At 62.0% G+C, this 19,823-nt stretch carries 23 protein-coding genes; 4 read left to right on the top strand and 19 right to left on the bottom strand.

Annotated features, from left to right (window positions below; translation table 11 throughout):
- The 13 genes from lepA to plsX form a co-directional block, all read right to left on the bottom strand.
- Positions 1-1,794 (bottom strand): translation elongation factor 4, encoded by a 1,794-nt coding sequence (gene lepA / locus ACWFUC_RS14960; RefSeq protein ID WP_134135200.1) that lies wholly within the window; start codon positions 1,792-1,794, stop codon positions 1-3.
- A 164-nt stretch (positions 1,795-1,958) separates the two neighbouring features.
- Positions 1,959-2,252: a glutaredoxin family protein gene (locus ACWFUC_RS14955; RefSeq protein ID WP_489625315.1), complete on the bottom strand. Its 294-nt coding sequence runs from the start codon at positions 2,250-2,252 to the stop codon at positions 1,959-1,961.
- A 121-nt stretch (positions 2,253-2,373) separates the two neighbouring features.
- Positions 2,374-3,855: a DegQ family serine endoprotease gene (locus ACWFUC_RS14950; protein ID WP_134222096.1), complete on the bottom strand. Its 1,482-nt coding sequence runs from the start codon at positions 3,853-3,855 to the stop codon at positions 2,374-2,376.
- A gap of 14 nt (positions 3,856-3,869) precedes the next feature.
- Positions 3,870-4,916: a MucB/RseB C-terminal domain-containing protein gene (locus ACWFUC_RS14945; RefSeq protein WP_489625314.1), complete on the bottom strand. Its 1,047-nt coding sequence runs from the start codon at positions 4,914-4,916 to the stop codon at positions 3,870-3,872.
- A 1-nt stretch (position 4,917) separates the two neighbouring features.
- Positions 4,918-5,610 carry a sigma-E factor negative regulatory protein gene (locus ACWFUC_RS14940; protein ID WP_489625313.1) on the bottom strand — a complete coding sequence of 231 codons (693 nt, stop codon included), beginning with the start codon at positions 5,608-5,610 and terminating at the stop codon, positions 4,918-4,920.
- Positions 5,611-5,686: 76 nt separating this feature from the next.
- Positions 5,687-6,289 (bottom strand): RNA polymerase sigma factor RpoE, encoded by a 603-nt coding sequence (rpoE, locus tag ACWFUC_RS14935; protein WP_006463502.1) that lies wholly within the window; start codon positions 6,287-6,289, stop codon positions 5,687-5,689.
- A 91-nt stretch (positions 6,290-6,380) separates the two neighbouring features.
- Positions 6,381-6,878, bottom strand: coding sequence for a protein YgfX (locus ACWFUC_RS14930; protein ID WP_489625312.1), 498 nt, complete (start codon positions 6,876-6,878; stop codon positions 6,381-6,383).
- A gap of 81 nt (positions 6,879-6,959) precedes the next feature.
- Positions 6,960-8,201 (bottom strand): beta-ketoacyl-ACP synthase II, encoded by a 1,242-nt coding sequence (gene fabF, locus ACWFUC_RS14925; protein WP_039786392.1) that lies wholly within the window; start codon positions 8,199-8,201, stop codon positions 6,960-6,962.
- Positions 8,202-8,234: 33 nt separating this feature from the next.
- Positions 8,235-8,474, bottom strand: coding sequence for an acyl carrier protein (acpP, locus tag ACWFUC_RS14920; protein WP_006463505.1), 240 nt, complete (start codon positions 8,472-8,474; stop codon positions 8,235-8,237).
- A 163-nt stretch (positions 8,475-8,637) separates the two neighbouring features.
- The gene (gene fabG / locus ACWFUC_RS14915) at positions 8,638-9,393 is read right to left on the bottom strand and encodes a 3-oxoacyl-ACP reductase FabG (protein ID WP_134222094.1); all 756 of its coding nucleotides are present in this window, start codon (positions 9,391-9,393) and stop codon (positions 8,638-8,640) included.
- Positions 9,390-10,322, bottom strand: a complete 933-nt coding sequence (fabD, locus tag ACWFUC_RS14910; RefSeq protein WP_489625311.1) for an ACP S-malonyltransferase — start codon at positions 10,320-10,322, stop codon at positions 9,390-9,392. The genes fabG and fabD overlap by 4 nt, the downstream gene beginning before the upstream one ends.
- A gap of 87 nt (positions 10,323-10,409) precedes the next feature.
- Entirely contained in the window at positions 10,410-11,396 is a 987-nt protein-coding gene (locus tag ACWFUC_RS14905) for a beta-ketoacyl-ACP synthase III (RefSeq protein WP_034331682.1), read from the bottom strand.
- Between the two features lie 17 nt (positions 11,397-11,413).
- The gene (gene plsX, locus ACWFUC_RS14900; RefSeq protein WP_489625310.1) at positions 11,414-12,511 is read right to left on the bottom strand and encodes a phosphate acyltransferase PlsX; all 1,098 of its coding nucleotides are present in this window, start codon (positions 12,509-12,511) and stop codon (positions 11,414-11,416) included.
- Here plsX and ACWFUC_RS14895 point away from each other — a divergent pair.
- Complete coding sequence (locus ACWFUC_RS14895) at positions 12,483-12,725, top strand: hypothetical protein (protein WP_489637633.1); 243 nt, start codon at positions 12,483-12,485, stop codon at positions 12,723-12,725. The two genes, plsX and ACWFUC_RS14895, sit on opposite strands and share 29 nt — an antisense overlap.
- A 2-nt stretch (positions 12,726-12,727) precedes the next feature.
- On the opposite strand, the gene rpmF is transcribed toward ACWFUC_RS14895, so the two are convergent.
- Entirely contained in the window at positions 12,728-12,910 is a 183-nt protein-coding gene (gene rpmF, locus ACWFUC_RS14890) for a 50S ribosomal protein L32 (protein ID WP_006463510.1), read from the bottom strand.
- A gap of 113 nt (positions 12,911-13,023) precedes the next feature.
- A complete protein-coding gene (locus ACWFUC_RS14885; protein ID WP_121039520.1) occupies positions 13,024-13,554 on the bottom strand; it encodes a YceD family protein in 531 nt (176 codons plus the stop codon).
- A gap of 157 nt (positions 13,555-13,711) precedes the next feature.
- Here ACWFUC_RS14885 and ACWFUC_RS14880 point away from each other — a divergent pair, with 157 nt between their 5' ends.
- The gene (locus tag ACWFUC_RS14880; RefSeq protein WP_489625309.1) at positions 13,712-14,350 is read left to right on the top strand and encodes a Maf-like protein; all 639 of its coding nucleotides are present in this window, start codon (positions 13,712-13,714) and stop codon (positions 14,348-14,350) included.
- Here the strand turns inward: ACWFUC_RS14880 and ACWFUC_RS14875 are convergent.
- The 3 genes from ACWFUC_RS14875 to ACWFUC_RS14865 all read right to left on the bottom strand — a co-directional run bounded on the left by ACWFUC_RS14875 (position 14,344) and on the right by ACWFUC_RS14865 (position 16,356).
- Complete coding sequence (locus ACWFUC_RS14875; RefSeq protein WP_034331679.1) at positions 14,344-14,562, bottom strand: DUF1289 domain-containing protein; 219 nt, start codon at positions 14,560-14,562, stop codon at positions 14,344-14,346. The genes ACWFUC_RS14880 and ACWFUC_RS14875 overlap by 7 nt on opposite strands.
- Positions 14,563-14,940: 378 nt before the next feature.
- Positions 14,941-15,069, bottom strand: coding sequence for a hypothetical protein (locus ACWFUC_RS14870; protein ID WP_256497641.1), 129 nt, complete (start codon positions 15,067-15,069; stop codon positions 14,941-14,943).
- A gap of 72 nt (positions 15,070-15,141) precedes the next feature.
- On the bottom strand, positions 15,142-16,356 hold the full coding sequence (locus ACWFUC_RS14865; RefSeq protein WP_489625308.1) for an HPP family protein: 1,215 nt from the start codon (positions 16,354-16,356) through the stop codon (positions 15,142-15,144).
- A gap of 138 nt (positions 16,357-16,494) precedes the next feature.
- On the opposite strand from ACWFUC_RS14865, the gene ACWFUC_RS14860 reads away from it, so the two are divergent.
- Together ACWFUC_RS14860 and ACWFUC_RS14855 are read left to right on the top strand one after the other, a co-directional pair.
- Complete coding sequence (locus ACWFUC_RS14860) at positions 16,495-16,920, top strand: MarR family winged helix-turn-helix transcriptional regulator (RefSeq protein ID WP_121039514.1); 426 nt, start codon at positions 16,495-16,497, stop codon at positions 16,918-16,920.
- Positions 16,921-17,021: 101 nt separating this feature from the next.
- Positions 17,022-18,044 (top strand): LacI family DNA-binding transcriptional regulator, encoded by a 1,023-nt coding sequence (locus ACWFUC_RS14855; protein WP_489625307.1) that lies wholly within the window; start codon positions 17,022-17,024, stop codon positions 18,042-18,044.
- Here ACWFUC_RS14855 and ACWFUC_RS14850 read toward each other — a convergent pair whose 3' ends face one another.
- A complete protein-coding gene (locus tag ACWFUC_RS14850; RefSeq protein WP_489625306.1) occupies positions 18,045-19,790 on the bottom strand; it encodes a diguanylate cyclase in 1,746 nt (581 codons plus the stop codon).
- Positions 19,791-19,823: the final 33 nt, after the last annotated feature.

The raw sequence follows: 19,823 nt of genomic DNA, 5'->3' as shown, positions 1-19,823 counted from the left end.
TTATTTATCGTCCACTTGTAAGATTGCCAGGAATGCTTCCTGCGGAATTTCGACCGAGCCCACCTGCTTCATGCGTTTCTTGCCGGCCTTCTGCTTTTCGAGCAGCTTGCGCTTGCGGGAGATGTCGCCGCCGTAGCACTTGGCCAGCACGTTCTTGCGCATGGCCTTGACGTTTTCACGCGAAATGATGGTGGCACCGATAGCCGCCTGGATCGCCACATCGAACATCTGGCGCGGGATCAGTTCGCGCATCTTGGCCGCCACCTGGCGACCGCGGATCTGCGCCGCGGCACGGTGCACGATGATGGCCAGCGCATCGACCTTTTCGCTGTTGATCAGCATGTCGACCTTGACCACATCTGCCGCGCGATATTCCTTGAACTCATAGTCCATGGAGGCATAGCCGCGCGAGGTGGACTTGAGGCGATCGAAGAAGTCCAGCACGATTTCGGCCATCGGCATTTCATAGGTCAGCTGCACCTGCTTGCCGTGATAGCTCATGTTCATCTGGATGCCGCGCTTCTGCGTGCACAGGGTGATGACCGAACCCACGTATTCCTGCGGCATGTACAGGTTGACGGTGACGATGGGTTCACGGATTTCCTCGATCTTGGACACTTCCGGCATCTTCGACGGGTTGTCCACCATCAGCAGGGTGCCGTCGCGCTGCTGCACTTCGTACACCACCGTCGGCGCGGTGGTGATGAGGTCCATGTCGAACTCGCGCTCCAGGCGTTCCTGCACGATTTCCATGTGCAGCAGGCCCAGGAAGCCGCAGCGGAAGCCGAAGCCCAGCGCCTGCGAAACTTCCGGCTCATACATCAGGGCGGCGTCATTGAGCTTCAATTTTTCCAGCGAGTCGCGCAGGGCGTCGTACTGGTTGGCTTCCACCGGGAACAGGCCCGCAAACACCTGCGGCTGCACTTCCTTGAAGCCGGGCAGCGGCGCCGGGGCCGGCTTGCCGGCCAGGGTGATGGTGTCACCCACGCGCGCGGACTTCAGTTCCTTGATGCCGGCGATGACGAAACCGACCTGCCCTGCCGTCAGGGAGTCGCGCGATTGCGACTTGGGCGTGAACACGCCAATGCTTTCGGTCAGGTACTGGGTCTCGGTGGCCATCAGCAGGATCTTGTCCTTGGGACGCAAGGTGCCATTGACGATGCGCACCAGCATGACCACGCCGACGTAGTTGTCGAACCAGGAATCGATGATCAGCGCCTGCAGCGGTGCATCCGGGTCGCCCTTGGGGGCCGGCACCTTGGCCACGATGGCTTCAAGCACGTCTTCCACGCCCAGGCCGGTCTTGGCCGAGCAGGGAGTGGCGTCGGAGGCGTCGATGCCGATCACGTCCTCGATCTCGCTCTTGGCGTTGTCCGGATCAGCGGAGGGCAGGTCGATCTTGTTCAAGACCGGCACCACTTCCACGCCCAGGTCCAGGGCGGTGTAGCAGTTGGCCACCGTCTGCGCTTCCACGCCTTGGGAGGCATCGACCACCAGCAGCGCGCCTTCGCAGGCCGACAGCGAGCGCGAGACTTCATAGCTGAAGTCGACGTGCCCCGGGGTGTCGATCAGGTTGAGATTGTAGATCTGGCCATCCTTGGCCTTGTAGGCCAGGGCGGCGGTCTGGGCCTTGATGGTGATGCCGCGCTCGCGCTCGATATCCATCGAATCCAGTACCTGGGCTTCCATCTCGCGGTTGGACAAGCCCCCGCACAACTGGATGATGCGGTCGGCGAGCGTGGACTTGCCGTGATCGATGTGGGCGATGATCGAGAAATTACGGATATTGTTCATTAACAGACTGGAAACGATGAAAAAAGGCGCTCTGTAGCGGGCTTTGCCCAGCCGAGCGCCTTTGCAACAGCTTATTCGACCCGGCATTTTACCGGAATTCACAGGGACAAGCCCGACTTTCCGGTGCCAGGCCGCGCAGCCGGACCTGGCTGCGACAACACAACTTATTTCATTTCAACAACAAACGTCTGCAGGCGCGCCTTATCCAGATGGTAATGACACAACTCCTGCCACTGGCCATCGCGCCCCTGCCCCATCAACACCGGCACCAGCTCGTCGTAACGCGCCACCAGCGCCTCATCGGCGTCCACATCGACCATCTCGATCACGGCCGGGATCTCGCCCAGTGCTTGGCGCAAGGCGTCACGCAGGTCTTCGCACAGGTGGCAGTAGCTGCGCGAATAGATGATGAAGTGCAAGGCTTGCCCTGCGGCTGAGGGCGAAGAAGGGGTGGTCATAGGCTCATATGAAAGTTTCTTCCCTCAGCCCGACGCGAACCAAGGAAAAAGGCTGCGGCCCCAGGGAGCCGCAGCCTTCATGCTGAAGTATCAGGCAATTTTACGGAAAAAGGGCCCGGCCTCAGTTGCCGCCGTTCGGACGCAGCGGCACGAACTGCGAAGAGTCGCCACGGCGCACCAGCACCGCTGCCCGCTTCTTGGCATCGAGCTTGGCCACCAGCTGGCCGAACTGCTTGCTGTCGTTGACATCGACCTCGTTGAGGCGCTGGATGACATCGCCCGGACGGATGCCGGCGGCGGCAGCGGCACCGCTGACGTTTTCCACCAGCACGCCGTTGTCGACCTTCAGCTCCTTCTTCTGCGCATCACTCAGGTCGCTCACCACCAGGCCCAGGGAGTTGGGGGTGTTGTCGGGCTTGGCCTTCTTTTCCTCGGCCTGCTTGGGCTTGTCGGCTTCCAGCTCGACCACGGTCACGCTGACGTCGCGGGCGCTGCCCTTGCGCCAGATATTGACGGTGGCCTTGGCACCCGGCTTGGTGGCACCGACCATGCGCGGCAGGTCGCTCGGTCGCTCGATGGCGGCACCGTTGTATTTCAGGATGATGTCGCCCGCCTCCAGGCCCGCCTTGTCAGCCGGGCCACCGGCTTCCACGCGTTGCACCAGCGCGCCTTGCGCGCGGGCCAGGCCCAGCGATTCGGCCACATCCTTGGTCACTTCACCGATCTGCACGCCGATACGGCCGCGCGTGACGCGTCCGCTGGCCTTGAGCTGGTCGGCTACTCGCAGCGCCTCATCAATGGGCACCGCAAAGGAGATCCCCATGAAGCCGCCGGAGCGGCTGTAAATCTGCGAATTGATGCCGACCACTTCACCCTTGAGGTTGATCAGCGGACCACCCGAGTTGCCCGGGTTGACCGCCACGTCGGTCTGGATCAGCGGCAGATAGTCGCCAGTGTCACGCGCCTTGGCCGAGACGATGCCGGCGGTCACGGTATTTTCCAGGCCGAAGGGCGAGCCGATGGCCAGCACCCACTCACCGACACGGATCTTGTCGGAGTCGCCCATGTTCAGGCGCGGCAGGTTGCTGCCATCGATCTTGAGCACGGCCACGTCGGTGCGGGTATCCGAACCCACGATCCTGGCCTTGAATTCACGTTTGTCGGTCAGGGTCACGTAGACCTCGCTGGCCCCATCCACCACGTGCGCATTGGTCATGATGAAACCATCGGCCGAGATGATGAAGCCCGAGCCCACGCCACGCGGCACTTCTTCCTGCTGGCCCTGGCCACCCTGCTTGCCATTGCCGCGCGGGGTACCCGGCTGCTGCTGACGCGGGATGGGAATACCGAAGAAGCGGCGGAAGAATTCCTGCATTTCAGGATCATCCATGCCACCACCCTGCCCTTGGGCATTCTGGCGCACGCGCTCGGTAGTACGAATATTCACCACCGCCGGACCGGTGCGCTCGACGATGTCAGCGAAGTCAGGCAGGGCTGCCACCGTGGGCGAAGCCACGGGAGGCGCGGCCTGCACGGCCGGTGCTGCAGCAAAGACGGACGCGGCCAGCAAGGCGCCGGCAAGAGTGTTCTTCATGGGAGTCATTGCAACGGTCTCTTTTATTTGGATTTCAGTTCAATGGAATTGGCTACCTGACGGATTGCAGCGGCGGGCACTTCTCCAACGACGGTCAGCCAGTAATCGCCCTGGCGTCGGCCCAGGATGTTCATGGCACCCTGTTGTATCGTACCCTCTTCCCGGCCCTGGCTACCCGGCTCGATGAAGACCGAAATGGCCGCCAGCCCGTCGGAAAACACGATCTGCGAGACTTCGCGCTCAGCCGGACGGTTCTGTGCCGGTGCCGCACCCGCTTCACCACTATCGGAAATCACGCGCCGCACCTGCTGGATCTTCCGGAAACCCGGCGGCGGCGTGATTTGCCAGGCCGACAGGTCGGCCGGCACCAGGGCCGCCTTCTCGACGCGCCAGCCGCGCGTGTCCTTGTAAGTGGGGTTGACCCGGGCACGATCAATCCCCCCGATGTCGATCTGGGTAAAGGCGATCTGTTCGATCACCTCGCCGCGGCCATCCAGCGTCTGCGCGCGCAAGAGCAGGCCAGTGGCCTGGTCGGCACAGAAACGGTAGCCGTAGCGCAGCTTGTCGCGCGGTGCCAGCACGATGGCCTGGCAGCTGCGGCCGGCCACACGTTCATCGCCATCGGACTGCAACCGGTAGAAGCGCGCCAGGTCCTCCGGGCGTGCATCGACGATGGCCGGGAAGGTGTCGCGCGTGACCCGTTTTTCCCGGCGCACGATGCGCTGGTCGGGGTCATAGCTGGCCACATCCTCGTTGTCGCGCACGAATTCGCGCGGCTTGCCATCGAGCAGCTCCAGTTTTTCCAGCTCGCTCTTGCCGGCTACCACATGGGTGACCCGCGAGCTGCGCATCTGCGCCGCCTGCTGGTAGACGAAACTGCCTGAGTAATTGAGACGCTGGGCAGCAGATTGCATTTTTTGCAATTGCACCAGCAATGCGGAAGAAGTGGTGGCTTCACTGGCCGCAGTTGTAGAAACGCCATCCGCCGCTTTAGCGGATGGCATCAAGGAGAACCCTAACAACGTGGCCAGCAAGCACAGTACGCCGTACAGACGCCCCGTCAGATGCATCTTACTTGTCTGCGTCCGAGGAGAAGGCTGCGGAACGGGCGTATTGCGCCGAACTGTAGGAAGGCGAGAAGCGCTGGTGAGCGAACAGATAGTCGTCGATGCGCGGATCGCGCTTGACTTCACCCTGCTGGGCCAGCGAGCTCAGTTGATTCACGTTCTGCGGATTGCCGTTGGTGTCAGCCACGGTAGCAATGGCCGAAGGCACATTGACCGGAGCCGACGCCACCTGGGCCACCGGTGCAGCCACTTTGGCGTCCGCCGTCACCACCGCTTGCTGCGGCATGGCCACGAACACGGCAGCCACGGCAGCAGCAGCCGCTGCGGCGCTAGGCATCAGGAAACGCACCAGGCGGCCTGGACGGCTCGCGCGATGGTCGCCATTGGCGGCTGCCACAGCTTGCACCACCGGAGCAGCCGCGGCTGCCTTGACCGGCTCGGCCACTGCGGCCTGCGGGGCAACGATGGTCGGTTCGGCATCGAGCAGCGCGCTCATCTTGGCCGAGAAGCCGGCACTCAGGGAGACATCCATCTCCTCCGAACGCAGCACCTCGCCGATGCGATGGTAATCCTCCCAAGCGTCCTGGGCGTCCTTGGAAGAACGCAGGGCCGCGAAGGCAAGGGTCATTTCTTCAGAACCCAGCTCACCATCGGCGAGGGCTGAGATCTGTTCTTTGGTCGTTACTTTGGTATCCATGTGCAGTCACCCGGCAAATATCTTAGTTCCATACCCGCTTTATTATTTTCTTTTTAACAACAGGCTTGTGGCCTCATTACCAGCGCTTGTCCGCCGCCGTATCCAGCAGTGGGCGCAACTTCTCGGCAATTGCTTCCCGGGCGCGGAAAATACGGCTGCGCACGGTGCCGATCGGACAATTCATCGCATCTGCAATCTCGTCGTAGCTCAACCCCTCGATCTCGCGCAACGTGATGGCAGTACGTAATTCTTCCGGCAATGCCTCCATCGCCACGTTGACCGTCTGAGCAATCTGCTTGGTGGCCAACATCGACTCTGGAGTGTTGATGTCCCTCAGATGGTCTGCGTCGTCAAAAGTTTCAGCTTCTTCAGCATCTGCTTCTGTCGAAGTTGGCGCCCTGCGGCCCATGGTGACCAAATAGTTCTTGGCAGTGTTGATGCCGATGCGGTAAAGCCAGGTATAGAAGGCCGAATCGCCGCGGAATTGCGGCAGCGCACGATATGCCTTGATGAAGGCTTCCTGCACCACGTCTTCGGCTTCGGCCTGGTCGCGCACCAGGCGTGACACCAGGCGCATCAGCTTGCGTTGATACTTGACTACCAATAGCTCGAACGCCTTCTTGTCGCCACGCTGGACGCGCTCAACAAGCTGTTGGTCTATTTCGCGTTCTGTCGTCAAACCGGGTTCCTTGTTTTTTATGGCCGTGTTGTTTTATCGTCATTGCCTCGCGCAGATGCTTCCAGCTCGGCAATTTTCAAGTCTGCCAGCCTTATTTTTCCAGCATCCTTGCCTTGGCCGTATTGTGACTGATCAGCCAGCGGCACGCCACGGAAAGTGCACGGAATGTATCTTCGGAGACGGAATCCGTGAGAATGGGGATGGTTCGGGTCTTGCCATTTTCCAGGCGCAGGCGGAGAAACAGCATGCCCGGCCAGATGGTGCTGCCAGCCAGCAGCTGGGCCAGTCCGGCTTTCATCACCTGCGGCTTGGCGCGCGCCGAGGGCAGCAGGTGCTCTACTACGCGAATCTGCCCGGTGCCGGAAATATGCAGCCAGATCACCTTGCGCGCGCGCAACACCAGCACCATGGCCAGCGCCGCCGCCAGGATGCAGCTCATGGCCAAGAGGATGCGGGCAGTCCAGGACAACGCACCCGGCAGGCCAAACACCAGCACTACGCCGATCAAGGCCACGCACAGCGACGCAAAGGCAGTCACCAGGAGGAGCAAGCGGGAAGGTTTGATATCCGCAGACACTGCGATCGACATGGGTTGCCCGGGCGGAAAGTGCGCAATGTGCGCCATTAAAACGACAAACCCGGCTTCCGTAAGGAAGCCGGGTCTTGCATTTTACATCTTGCCGATGACCAGGGTACCGTTGGTGCCGCCGAACCCGAAGGAGTTCTTGACGGCAATATCGATCTTCATGTCCCGCGCTTGGTTGGCGCAGTAATCCAGATCGCACTCCGGATCCTGGTTGAAGATGTTCATCGTCGGCGGCGACACCTGATTGTGCACTGCCAGCACGGTCAACACCGTTTCCAGGCCACCGGCACCACCCAGAAGGTGACCGGTCATGGATTTGGTCGAATTGACAACCATCTTATAAGCATGGTCGCCGAATGCGGCCTTGATCGCGTCGGATTCGTTCTTGTCGCCCAAGGGGGTCGACGTACCGTGCGCGTTCAGGTACTGCACTTCATCCGGATTGACGCCGGCATCGCGCAGTGCATTGAGCACGCAGCGGCGCGGACCATCCAGGTTGGGCGCAGTCATGTGGTAGGCATCGCCACTCATGCCGAAGCCGAGCAGTTCTGCATAGATCTTGGCGCCACGGGCCTTGGCGTGTTCGTACTCTTCGAGCACCATCACGCCGGCACCCTCGCCCAGCACGAAGCCGTCGCGATCCTTGTCCCAGGGGCGGGACGCAGTCGCGGGATCGTCGTTGCGGGTCGACAGTGCGCGCGCCGAAGCGAAGCCACCGATACCCAGCGGCGAAACGCTGGATTCAGCGCCGCCGGCCACCATCACATCCGCATCGCCGTACATGATCATGCGTGCGGCAGAGCCGATGCAATGCAGGCCGGTGGTGCAGGCGGTGACGATCGCCAGGTTGGGGCCCTTCAGACCGAACTTGATGGACAAGTTGCCCGAGATCATGTTGATGATCGAGGCCGGAATGAAGAAGGGGCTGATGCGGCGCGGACCACGGTTGGTCAGTTCGGCGTGGGTTTCTTCGATCAGCGGCAAGCCGCCGATGCCCGAACCGATCATGACGCCAATGCGCTCGGCATTCTCATCGGTCACCGTCAATCCACTGTCCTGGATGGCCTGGATACCGGCGGCCATGCCGAAGTGGATGAAGGTATCCATATGACGCGCTTCCTTGGCGGGGATGTAATCCTCGATATTGAAGCCCTTGACTTCACCGGCGAAGTGCGTGGTGAAGGGGGTTGCGTCGAACTTGGTGACGGTAGCGATGCCGGACTTGCCTTCCTTGATGGCACTCCACGTATCGGCGACGTTGTTGCCGACAGGCGAGATGCATCCCAGGCCGGTAATGACTACACGACGTTCACGAGTGCGGCTCAAGCAATTCTCCTGAAACTTTGACCAAAGCCCTTATCAGGCCTTGACTTGCGACTTTGCGTAGTCGATCGCCTGTTGCACGGTGGTGATCTTTTCAGCTTGTTCGTCGGGGATTTCCATTTCGAACTCATCTTCCAGTGCCATGACCAGCTCGACGGTGTCCAGCGAGTCGGCGCCCAGGTCGTCCACGAACGACGATTCGTTCTTGATGTCGGCTTCGGCGACGCCCAGTTGCTCAGCGACGATCTTCTTCACGCGTTGTTCGATATCGGACATAGTGTTCCTCCAGAGGGATGATAGGTTACAAAAGTGCGCGCATTTTAGCAGGTTTGCGCGCGGAAAATTTACTTTTAACTATTCCTGGCAAGATTGTGCCAAGTCCAGCTTAACTGCAAACAAAAGTCGTCAAAAGGACTTGAATCAAGCCCCCAAGACTTACTTAACCCATGTACATGCCGCCATTGACATTGAGCGTCGTGCCGGTGATGTAGGCCGCTTGCGGCGAGGCCAGGAAGGCCACCGCATAGGCGATCTCCTCAGCCGCACCCAGGCGTCCCAGCGGAATCTGCTGCAGGATGGCGGCGGACTGCTGCTCGTTCAGCGCCTTGGTCATGTCGGTATCGATGAAGCCGGGCGCCACGCAATTGACGGTGATGTTGCGGCTGCCGATCTCACGCGCCAGCGCGCGGCTCATGCCGGCCACGCCGGCCTTGGCAGCGGCATAGTTCATCTGGCCGGGATTGCCGGCCTCGCCCACCACCGAGGTGATGTTGATGATGCGGCCGCTACGGGCCTTCATCATGCCACGCAGCACGGCGCGCGAAAGGCGGCCGACGGCGGTCAGGTTGGTGGCGATCACGCTGTCCCACTCCTCGTCCTTCATGCGCATGGCCAGTTGGTCCTGGGTGATGCCGGCATTGTTGACCAGGATGGAGAGCGCACCGAATTCCTTCTGCACCTGCTCCACCAGGGCCACACTGGCTTCGGCATCATTGACATTGAGCACCGCACCACGGCCGGCTTCCGGACCCAGCGCCGCCAGGTATTCGGTGATGGCGGCAGCGCCCGACTCCGAGGTCGCCGTACCGACCACCTTGGCACCCTGGCGGGCCAGTTCGGTGGCGATGGCACGGCCGATGCCGCGCGAAGCGCCGGTCACCAGGGCGACCTGGCCTTGCAGATTCAATGCACTCATTTCAGCAACTCCAATACTTTGTTCAGGGATTCCTGGTCGACGATGGCTTCACCCACCAGGTCACCATTGATGCGCTTGGTCAGGCCGGTCAGCACCTTGCCCGGACCGCATTCGATCAGGTGCGTGACGCCGTCGGCACCCATCTTCTGCACCGTCTCGACCCAGCGTACCGGCGCAGCCGCCTGGCGCACCAGGGCATCCTTGATGGCAGCCGGATCGTTGACCACGGCCACATCGACGTTGTTGATCAGCGGAATCTGCGGCGCGGCGAAGGCGACGTTGGCCAGATAGGCTTGCAGGCGGTCCGAAGCCGGCTTGAGCAGCGAGGAGTGGAACGGCGCCGACACCGGCAGCGGCAGCGCGCGCTTGGCACCCTTGGCCTTGGCGACGTCGCAGGCACGGCCGACAGCGGCCTTGTGGCCGGCGATCACGACTTGTGCGGGGGCATTGAAGTTGACGGCCTCGACCACTTCACCTTGCGCCGCTTCGGCGCAGGCAGCGCGCACGTCTTCATCAGACAGACCGAGAATGGCGGCCATACCACCCTGCCCGACCGGCACCGCTTCCTGCATGGCTTGCGCGCGGAAGCGCACCAGCGGTACCGCATCCTTGAAGGCGATCACGCCGGCGGCGACCAGTGCCGAATATTCGCCCAGGCTGTGGCCGGCGACGAGTGCCGGTGCCTTGCCGCCTGCAGCCAGCCAGGCGCGATAGAAGGCCACGGCAGCCGTCAGCATGACGGGCTGGGTGTTGGTGGTCAGGTCCAGGTCTTCCTTGGGACCTTCAGCGATGAGCTTGCCCAGGTCGAACTGCAGGGCATCGGAAGCTTCTGCGACGGTCTGGCGGACGACTTCATTGTCGGCGAAACCATTGAGCATCCCGATGGCCTGCGAACCCTGGCCCGGGAAGACGAAAGCGAATGTTGTCATGCTTGGAAGTAGATAATTTGGATGAAAATGCAGGAAATCGAAGAGATCAGTGAACGAAAGGACTGCCGCAGCAGCCCCCTGCCCGCTTTACATGCGCGCCAGCACGGCGCCCCAGGTGAAGCCACCGCCGACGCCTTCCATCATGACGGTATGACCCGGCCGGATGCGGCCATCGCGCACCGCCTGGTCCAGCGCCAAGGGAATCGAGGCTGCGGAAGTATTGCCGTGCTCGGCCACCGTGACGACCATCTTTTCCAGCGGCAGCCCCATCTTCTTGGCCGTGCCCTGCATGATGCGGATATTGGCCTGGTGCGGCACCAGCCAATCCACCTCGGTGGATTGCATCCTGGCCGCTTCCAGCGCTTCGCGCGCCACCTTGTCCAGCAAGGAAACGGCCAGTTTGAAGACGGCCGGGCCATCCATGTACAGGTAGGCGCTGCCAGCGACGGCGCCGTTGTTGACGCTGCCCGGCACGCACAGGATGTGACCGTGGCTGCCATCGGCGTGCAGCTTGGTCGCCAGCACGCCCGGCTCCTGCGAGGCGCTCATGACGACGGCACCGGCACCATCGCCGAAGAGCACACAGGTGGTGCGATCCTTGAAATCCAGAATGCGCGAGAACACTTCGGCACCAATGACCAGAACGTTCTTGTGGGCACCGGATTTGATGAAGCTGTCCGCCACCGACATGGCGTAGACAAAGCCGCTGCAGACGGCCTGCACATCCATGGCCGGCGCACCATTGGTGATGCCCAGCTTGCGCTGGACCACACAGGCGGTGCTCGGGAAACCACCCAGGTGATCCGGAGTGGAGGTGGCCATGATGATCAGATCGATGTCATTGGCCTGCATGCCCGCCGCTTCCAGGGCGCGCTGCGCCGCTTGCAGGGCGAGATCACTGGAAAGCTGACCCGGCTCGGCATAGTGGCGCGCGGAGATGCCGCTGCGTGTGACGATCCACTCGTCCGAGGTCTCGATGCCCTGCTCGGCCAGCTGTGCGGCCAGCTCATGGTTGGTGACGCGCTTGGCCGGCAGGTAGCTGCCGGTGCCAACGATTTTGCTGTAAGTGGTCATGCCGTCTTCTTGCTCTGTTAGTTCGGTTGATCCAGCGAGACCGGCGCCGGCTCGATAGCCTTGGCAGCGGCCTCGGCCGTGCGCCCCTGCTCCTGGGGCATCAGCTCCGCCATGCTGGCGGCAATACGGGCGAGCACATCATACTTGGCCGCATCATACGCGCGGCGGATGGCCCATTCGAAAGCGTACACATCGGCACCGCCGTGGCTCTTGAAGACCAGGCCCTTCAGGCCCAGCAAGCTGGCGCCATTGTAGCGGGAAGGATTGAGGCGGCGCGACAGCGCCTTGATGGCACCATAGGCGATCAGGGCACCAAGCTTGTTGATGATGCCCTTCTTGAATTCGCTGGTGAGCACCTGCTTGACGAAGCGCCCCAAGCCTTCTGAAGCCTTCAGGGTGACGTTGCCCACGAAACCGTCGCACACCACCAGGTCGGTCGTGCCTTCGAAGATGTCGTTGCCCTCCACGTTGCCGTAGAAGTTGAGGATACCCTTCTCATGATCGGCCCGCAGCAGGGCGGCAGTCGCCTTGACCAGCTCGTTGCCCTTCATGTCTTCCTCACCCACGTTCAACAGGCCCACGGTCGGCTTGGCCTTGCCTTCCATGACCGCGACCAGGGCCGAGCCCATGAGTGCAAATTGATGTAAATGCTGTGGCTCGCAGTCGACGTTGGCGCCGAGGTCGAGCATGTAGGTGGGGCCATCCTTCTGATTGGGGAGGATGGTGCAGATGGCCGGACGATCCACGCCCGGCAGGGTCTTCAACACATAGCGCGAGACCGCCATGAGGGCACCGGTATTGCCGGCCGAGACGGCGGCGTGGGCCTGCCCCTCCTTGACCAGGGTCACGGCCACGCGCACCGAAGAATCCTTCTTGCGACGCAGGGCGACCTCGATCGGGTCGTCCATGGTCACCACTTCGGAGGCATTGTGAATGCGGATGCGGGCTTCGCCGGCCAGCTTGTATTTCTTCAGCAGCGGCTGCAGCACGGCTTCCTGACCGACCAGGATCAGCTCTGCATCAGGTTGGCGCTTGAGGAAGGAGGCAGCGGCCGGGAGCGTGACTGACGGGCCATGATCGCCACCCATGCAGTCGATTGAAATTTTGATGGTCATCGATTTGATTCAAAGCCTTGCCAGCCCATATTATGAGGCAGATTGCAAAGCCTTCAAAATGGCACACTCGGACAGCGCGCCAGATGAAGCTTCACGCAAGCAGGCAGGTCCGCTGACGGATGTCGCGGACATAAAAAAGCGGCGCAAAATGAACCTCCTGAAACAGAAGCTCATTGCGCCGCTTTTCTCCAAAAACAGCAAGCTCAATGAATGAGATTACTCGTCGTTCTTGGTCTTCAGCACCTTGCGACCACGGTAGAAACCGTTGGGGCTGATGTGGTGACGCAGGTGGGTCTCACCAGTCGTCGGCTCCACAGCCAGCGGGGGTGCAGTCAGAAAGTCGTGTGCACGATGCATACCGCGCTTGGACGGGGTCTTTTTGTTCTGTTGAACGGCCATGATTACTCCTAAACCTTACTTAAGATTGAAAATTTTAACACATCGGATCGGTGTTTCTCCAACCCCGCTGTGCCGCTGCCCGGCCTTTGCCAGACATTCCCCAACAATACTTGTTACTGCTTCAACTTCTTCAGTACCTCAAACGGGGAAGCCCGTTCAGCACCTTTGGCCTCGGCCGCCACGCTACCGTCAGGACAGACATCATGCTTGGGTGCCACCGGCAGGGCCAGCAGCGCATCATCCTCAATCAGGTAGTTCACGTCGAAGGCTGCCGAACCGACGATGACATCGATCTCGTCATCATCCAGCAGCTCTTCGATGGTGTCGGCTTGCGCCTCATCTTTTGCCAATACCAGCAGCGACTTCGAATCAATCTCGAAATTCAATGCCGTCAGGCAACGCTGACAGATCAGATTAACTGCACCCGACACTGCCAGACTGAGTTGAGCATGTCCCAGCTTGTCGATATCGCCGGACAGAGCCCAGTGAATCGTGCCGGAACGGTCAACCGTCTCTTGCGCCAGACGACCTAATTCAGCAACCGGAATCTCACCCTGCGCCTGCTGTTTCAGCCTGCAGAATTCGAACGCGTCGATAACAAATGCATTCATAGCCAAAGCAGAATCCGGAAAACCTGCGATCATAACAGAAAATTTCCTTACCAGTCAAAGCCTTAGCGCCTTGCTTGCGAAATTCTCGCGAAAAATGGCTTCATCGGAGGAAGCGCTCTCACTTTTGTGGCGAATTTCCGCCAAAATCCGGGTTTTATTGTTTCAGCACAGCGCGTGGCGCGCCTTCACCATGACACAACACCGCACCGGTTCCACCCTGCCCCGCCTGATCCTGGGCTCCAGTTCCGTCTATCGCAAGGAATTGCTGGGCCGCCTCGGCCTGCCTTTCGAGACCATGGCCCCGGACATCGACGAAACCCCGCACCCCGACGAAACCCCGGAAGCCACGGCCTTGCGACTGGCGCGCGAGAAGGCTGCCGCCATTGCCGCCCGGGTCGGTCCTGCCCTGGTGATCGGCTCGGACCAGGTCGCCACGCTGGACGGCCTGCAGATCGGCAAACCCGGCAATCACACCAATGCCTTGAAGCAATTGCAGCTGATGCGCGGGCGCGAAGTGATCTTCCATACGGCGCTGTGCCTGTGGGATGGCCGCCAAAGCAATGCCGCCGCCGCTGCGCAGGTCTGCAATGTACAGACCGTGGTGCGCTTCCGCGACCTCGAAGATGCCGAACTCGATGCCTACCTGCATATCGAGCAGCCCTACGACTGTGCCGGCAGCGCCAAGAACGAGGGCCTGGGCATCGCCATCCTGGAGAGCATTCGCAGCGACGATCCCACCGCCCTCACCGGCCTGCCACTGATCGCCTTGACCGGCATGCTGCGCCGGGCCGGCACTCCATTCTTTACCGCCGGCCGCGCGGCTCAGTAATTACGGCGCGGATAGCCTTCGGCCAGGATGCGCTGCCACACCACTTCGCGCTGATCCTTGTCCATGAAGACCCATTGCGCCACTTCATCGACGGTTCGGCCGCAGCCGCGGCAGACATCGTCAAAGGTGGTGGAGCACACGGCCACGCAAGGCGTGTCGGGGCGCTCGGGTGCGGACGGAACGGCGGACTGCGAAGAAGAGCTGGAAGACATTGAGTGAATCTGAATGAGGAAGATGAAGCATTGCGCAAGCGGCCCGCCCGGATCCCAACGGAATACGGACAAAAACCTTCACTTGGCCAACAACGCGATAGTTCGCATCTTACCAAGAACCGAAGGCAAGCTCTCCCTGCTGATCGAAGGGATATGAAGAGTTCATCACCCCCGAACCAAACCGACAGGCAAAAAAAGCCCGCGACCAAGAGGTGCGGGCTTGAATCCAATTTCTTAAGGAGATTGGAGGAGACAGGTGCAACTATAGCGACGCACCCCGGCCGAGTCTGCTTTATTGTGGCAATAGCAGATATTCACATTCTTCATATCTGCCGTCAGAACCGCGCCACAACAAGCATCCGCCGCACCATCCGGCGTTCACCCCATCCGCAAATCACCCTGCACCGCCGACGTCATCGGCTTGGGCGGATTGCCGCCCTTGCGGTCACAGGCTTGCAATGACAATAACAGAGCGATCCCCAGCAAAATCAGCGCATTCGTTCTCATCACAGTCTCCCGGAATGAATTCCCTTGCAAAGAATGCCACCTTCCGCCCGCCCTGCCCGTCTGTCAAGCCGATCAGGCGGCGCTACGCAGGCTGCTCACCGCGCCGACTACCGGTAGCGTGCGGGTGGCCGCGAGGTTTTTCTCATAGAGGGCCGCGATCATATCCGACTGCGTCAGCATGCCGGCCAGCTTGCCATCGGCCTGCACCACCGGAATCTGGTGCAAGCCATCGGCCATGCGCGGCACCAGTTCCAGCACCGGCGTATCGACCTGGGCGGTAATGACCGGGCGGCTCATGATCTGGCCGACCACTTCCGGCTTGTCCGAATGCGTGAACGGCACCCGGTGCAGCAGGCGGCGCAGTTGCGCGGCCAGGCCCGTATGCACTTCCACGCCGGCATGCTCCAGAAAATCCGTACGGCTGACGATCCCGATGACATGCCGCCCACGATCGAGCACCGGCAAGGCCCGCAACCGGTGCTGCCGCAACAGATGCCAGGCCTCGTCCAGGCCGGTGGCGAATTCCACCGCGACCACATCGCGCGACATCACGGTGGCGCACAGGGTCTGGCCGAAGCGGCGGTGATAGGCCCGCATTTCGGTTTGCAGGAAGATTTCTTCAAGATCGTCGCGGCCGATGTCGAGCACCTGGTTGAAATCCTTCAGGACTGCGTCCAGATCTTCATGCGAGAACCCCAGCCGCGTGATCGGCAATTCATCCCGGGTCTGGTGCGGATGGGGTGCGGCGCTGTGCTGGGCATGCGGGTAGCGGCGTCCGGTGGCGTTGTTGTAGAACAGCGCGGCCGCCAGCAGCAGCGCCGAGTTGAGCAGCACCGGCGAAAGCACGAAGGCATAGCCCATGTCATGCACCACCGGCCCGCCCAGCACCGCCGTCAAGGCCACCGCCCCGCTGGGCGGGTGGATGCAGCGCAGCAGGAACATGCCGCCAATGGCCAGCGCGATGGCCAGCGCCGCCGCCAGGGCCGGCTCCTGCACCAGCTTCGCGCAGCTCACCCCGATGAGCGCCGCGCAGAGGTTGCCGCCCAGGATGGACCAGGGCTGGGCCAGCGGACTGGAAGGCACCGCAAACAGCAACACGGCAGACGCCCCCATGGGCGCGATCAGCCAGATGGTGCGCGCCTCATGCGGCAGCAGCGCATAGCTGGTCAGGCCGACCAGCAGGATGCCGAACAGACTGCCAGCGCAAGCGCGCATGCGCTCGAAGCGATCGACATTGGTCTTGGCAGGAATAAAATTTTTCAACCACAGCAAGATAGAATCGGGCATATCCCTTCCGTGACGACGGGTCTTCAACACGGCACGCGGCGTGACAGCGCCCGCGCCAAAGCCACAATTACATCACAAGATGATATATATGTCCCGTTTGCCCCTCTCCCTTTTACTTCACAGCGAAGGTGCATGCCGATGAATGCCACGCCCCGCCTGCAAAAAGACGATTTCGAAGCCCTGTCGGAATTTCGCTACCAGCTGCGCCGTTTCCTGCGCTTCTCGGAGGATGCCGCCCAGAGCGAAGGCCTGACGCCCCTGCAATACCTGCTCATGCTGCACATCAAGGGCTATCCCGGCCGCGAGTGGGCCAGCATCAGCGAGCTGGCCGAGCGCCTGCAGGCCCAGCACCACGGCGTCGTGGCCCTGGTCACGCGCTGCGTGAAAGCCGGCCTGGTCACGCGCACCCCGGACGACCGCGACAAGCGCCTGGTCCAGGTGCGCCTGACCGAATTGGGCGAGCAATACCTGCATCGCCTGGCGCAATTGCATCGCAATGAGTTGCACTCATTGTCGGGCGTATTCCAGGTATCGCACATCTCGGCCTTCAACGACCGCGACTGAACGCGGCCACCCATCTTGCAGCAACGGTCTTGTGGATGTCCGCAAGACCCGCCGGGGCCCGCTGCTGTTATGCTTGCGACAACTTCTCTCCAGCCTTTCCCATGACCCGCAAAGCCGATCCTGCCGCAGCACCCGCCCGCGCCATCACCAAGGAAGACGTGGCGCGTGCTGCCGGGGTATCGCATATCACGGTCTCGCGGGTCATCAATACGCCGGAAAAGGTGTCCCCCGCCACACGCGAACGGGTGGAATCCTTCATCAGCAGCATGGGCTATATCCCCAACATGCTGGCCGGCGGCCTGGCGTCGCGGCGCACGCGCATCGTGGCGGCCATCGTGCCGACCATCAGCCATTCGATCTTTGCCGAGACCGTGCGCGGACTGTCCGAGCAACTGAGCCTGCAGGGCTACCAGTTGCTGCTGGGGCAAACCAATTATTCGGAAGACGCGGAAACCGGCCTGGTGGAAGCTTTCATCGGCCGCCGGGTGGATGGCCTGGTGCTGACCGGCGTGCAGCATTCGGCGCGCACGCGCCAGCGCCTCAAGGCGGCCGGCATTCCGGTAGTGGAAACCTGGGACATGAGCCCGCAGCCCATCGACATGCTGGTCGGCTTCGACAACCATGCTGCCGGGCAGGCCATGGGGGAGCATCTGGTGCGCAAGGGCTATCGCCGCATGGCCTTCGTGGGCGGGGATGATCCGCGCGGCCTGGCGCGCTTTGCCGGGATGCGGGAGGCGCTGCTGGCGCAGGGCGCGCCGGAGCCGGTGCATCTGGTGGTGCCGGTAGGCAGCTTCCTGCAGGCCGGACGCGAGACGATCTGCCGCCTGTTGGCGCTGCAGCCGGACATCGAGGCCGCCTTCTTCAGCAATGACGTCATGGCCGCCGGTGCAGCCCTGGAATGCGCACGGCGCGGCATCGCGGTACCAAAGCGCATCGCCCTGGCCGGATTCGCCAATCTGGAGATCGCCACGGAAGTCCTGCCCGCCCTCACCACGGTGCAGATCAGCGCACACCAGATCGGTGTCACTGCAGCGGAGATGCTGCTCACCCGCTTCGACGGCCAGCCGGTCGCGCAAGCAGTGTGCGATCTGGGCTATTCCATCCTGGAACGCGACAGCGCCTGATCAGGGCTCTTCCAGCTCATCCCCGGCCAGCTCGACCCGATTGCGCCCCAGCCGCTTGGCGCGGTAGAGCGCGATGTCGGCGCGCTTGGTCAGCTTGTCCAGCGCCTCGCCTCCGGCCAGCGTAGCCACGCCGAAACTGGCCGTCACGTTGATACGGCGATCCCCTTCGGTCTCGAACACGCGCTCTTCCAGCGCCGCGCGCAGCTTGTCAGCCACGGCGGCGGCCTGCGCCAGATCGGATTCGGGCAGCAGGATGATGAATTCTTCGCCGCCATAACGCGCCAGCACATCCACCTTGCGCAGCAGCTGCGCCACACACTGGCTCACACCGATCAGGATGGCGTCGCCGGCCTGGTGACCATAGCTGTCGTTGATGCGCTTGAAATGATCGATGTCGAACAGCACCACCGAGACCGCCCGCCCATAGCGTTGCGCCACACCCAGCTGCTGATCGGCATGGGTGTAGAAGGCGCGGCGGTTCAATACGCCGGTCAGGAAATCGGTATTGGATGAGGTCTGCAATTGCGTGATCAGCGCCTCGCGCTCCTTGGCCAGACTGTTGCGCTCGCGCATGCGCTGCTTGAGCACGCGCAGCGCACGCATCATCGCGCCGATCTCATCCTGATGGCGCGCCTCGGGGATTTCCTGCTCCAGCTTGCCGTCCACCAGACCCGACACCAGATCGGTCGCCTGCACCAGCGGACGCACCACACGCCGCCCGATCAGCACCACCAGCATCTGGAAGAACAGGCAAGCCACCAGCGTCAGGCTCACCACCAGAATCAGCAGGTTGCGGGCCCGCGTATTGTGGCGCTCCGCCTGCTCCAGCAGATCATCGAGCAGCAGATCGCGCAGATCGGTGACGGAGGCCATCGAGGGCACATAGAACTTGAAGAGATCGGAGGGCGTGACCCCGAAGTCACCGGATTTCAGCCCTATCTGCAGCAGGAAATCGAGGAACTGGAAGCCACTGTCGAAATATTCCTTCTCCACCCGCTCCAGGGCCGCGGCGAATTCCGGGGCGCGGCTGTAACTGCCCAACTGGCCGGCGATGAAGTTGCGCAGCAACTCGATGCGGCCATAGAGGCGTCCGATTTCAATGACTTCATCCTGGGTCAGCTGACGATGCGCAATCAGTGGGGCGACGAAACGCGACCCGACCTGCCCGGCATACTCTCGCAGGCTGGCAACCGCGCGCACGGCCGAGAGGCCATCACGCAGCAAGGGATCGGCGCGGTCAGCCTCATTGCTCAGATCACTCACCACGCGCACCATCAACGGCATCAGATCGACCATGCTGCTGACGGCCGAGACCACCAGCACGTCGCTGCGATCCTGCGGCGCCAGGCGCGCCACCCGGTCAACATTGGCGCGCGCCGGACCCAAGCCTTGCTGGACCAGCCGCACCTTGTCCATGGCCCACGACTGCCGCAGCCTGGCATCCGCCTCCAGCGCAGCGCGCAATTGGCTCAGGGCGGCATCGCTCTGGGCGCGGGCATTGGCCAGCCTGGCCTGCAGCTCCGGCGGCAGCGAGGCACTGGCCCCCATGACGGCGTTGGCCGGACCACGTTCGGCGGAAATCTTTTCCATCGCCAGCAGCGCCAGGCGCAGCTTGCGCAAGGCAGGCACGCTGTTGGCACCGCTGCGGTAGGTGTTCCACTCCGTCCAGACCAGGGCCACCGCAAACGCCAGGAACAGCGCCAGCAAGGCGACCGAGATCAGCCGGAACAGACGATTCAGGGACATGATGAGCCCGCCATGGAAAGCAAACGCAGATGC

The organism is Herbaspirillum sp. Her4 (genome assembly GCF_057961335.1).
This window is presented reverse-complemented; position numbering and strand designations above follow the sequence as displayed.

Coding starts and splice junctions, on each gene's coding strand:
- ACWFUC_RS14870 (WP_256497641.1), bottom strand. CDS start 15,069: ATGAGAACGAATGCGCTGATTTTGCTGGGGATCGCTCTGTTATTGTCA.
- ACWFUC_RS14930 (WP_489625312.1), bottom strand. CDS start 6,878: ATGTCGATCGCAGTGTCTGCGGATATCAAACCTTCCCGCTTGCTCCTC.
- ACWFUC_RS14875 (WP_034331679.1), bottom strand. CDS start 14,562: ATGTCTTCCAGCTCTTCTTCGCAGTCCGCCGTTCCGTCCGCACCCGAG.
- fabD (WP_489625311.1), bottom strand. CDS start 10,322: ATGACAACATTCGCTTTCGTCTTCCCGGGCCAGGGTTCGCAGGCCATC.
- ACWFUC_RS14865 (WP_489625308.1), bottom strand. CDS start 16,356: ATGCCCGATTCTATCTTGCTGTGGTTGAAAAATTTTATTCCTGCCAAG.
- ACWFUC_RS14940 (WP_489625313.1), bottom strand. CDS start 5,610: ATGGATACCAAAGTAACGACCAAAGAACAGATCTCAGCCCTCGCCGAT.
- ACWFUC_RS14950 (WP_134222096.1), bottom strand. CDS start 3,855: ATGACTCCCATGAAGAACACTCTTGCCGGCGCCTTGCTGGCCGCGTCC.
- ACWFUC_RS14945 (WP_489625314.1), bottom strand. CDS start 4,916: ATGCATCTGACGGGGCGTCTGTACGGCGTACTGTGCTTGCTGGCCACG.
- ACWFUC_RS14885 (WP_121039520.1), bottom strand. CDS start 13,554: ATGATCGCAGGTTTTCCGGATTCTGCTTTGGCTATGAATGCATTTGTT.
- acpP (WP_006463505.1), bottom strand. CDS start 8,474: ATGTCCGATATCGAACAACGCGTGAAGAAGATCGTCGCTGAGCAACTG.
- plsX (WP_489625310.1), bottom strand. CDS start 12,511: ATGACCATCAAAATTTCAATCGACTGCATGGGTGGCGATCATGGCCCG.
- ACWFUC_RS14895 (WP_489637633.1), top strand. CDS start 12,483: ATGCAGTCGATTGAAATTTTGATGGTCATCGATTTGATTCAAAGCCTT.
- ACWFUC_RS14855 (WP_489625307.1), top strand. CDS start 17,022: ATGACCCGCAAAGCCGATCCTGCCGCAGCACCCGCCCGCGCCATCACC.
- fabG (WP_134222094.1), bottom strand. CDS start 9,393: ATGAGTGCATTGAATCTGCAAGGCCAGGTCGCCCTGGTGACCGGCGCT.
- ACWFUC_RS14955 (WP_489625315.1), bottom strand. CDS start 2,252: ATGACCACCCCTTCTTCGCCCTCAGCCGCAGGGCAAGCCTTGCACTTC.
- ACWFUC_RS14905 (WP_034331682.1), bottom strand. CDS start 11,396: ATGACCACTTACAGCAAAATCGTTGGCACCGGCAGCTACCTGCCGGCC.
- rpmF (WP_006463510.1), bottom strand. CDS start 12,910: ATGGCCGTTCAACAGAACAAAAAGACCCCGTCCAAGCGCGGTATGCAT.
- ACWFUC_RS14880 (WP_489625309.1), top strand. CDS start 13,712: ATGACACAACACCGCACCGGTTCCACCCTGCCCCGCCTGATCCTGGGC.
- ACWFUC_RS14860 (WP_121039514.1), top strand. CDS start 16,495: ATGAATGCCACGCCCCGCCTGCAAAAAGACGATTTCGAAGCCCTGTCG.
- ACWFUC_RS14850 (WP_489625306.1), bottom strand. CDS start 19,790: ATGTCCCTGAATCGTCTGTTCCGGCTGATCTCGGTCGCCTTGCTGGCG.
- lepA (WP_134135200.1), bottom strand. CDS start 1,794: ATGAACAATATCCGTAATTTCTCGATCATCGCCCACATCGATCACGGC.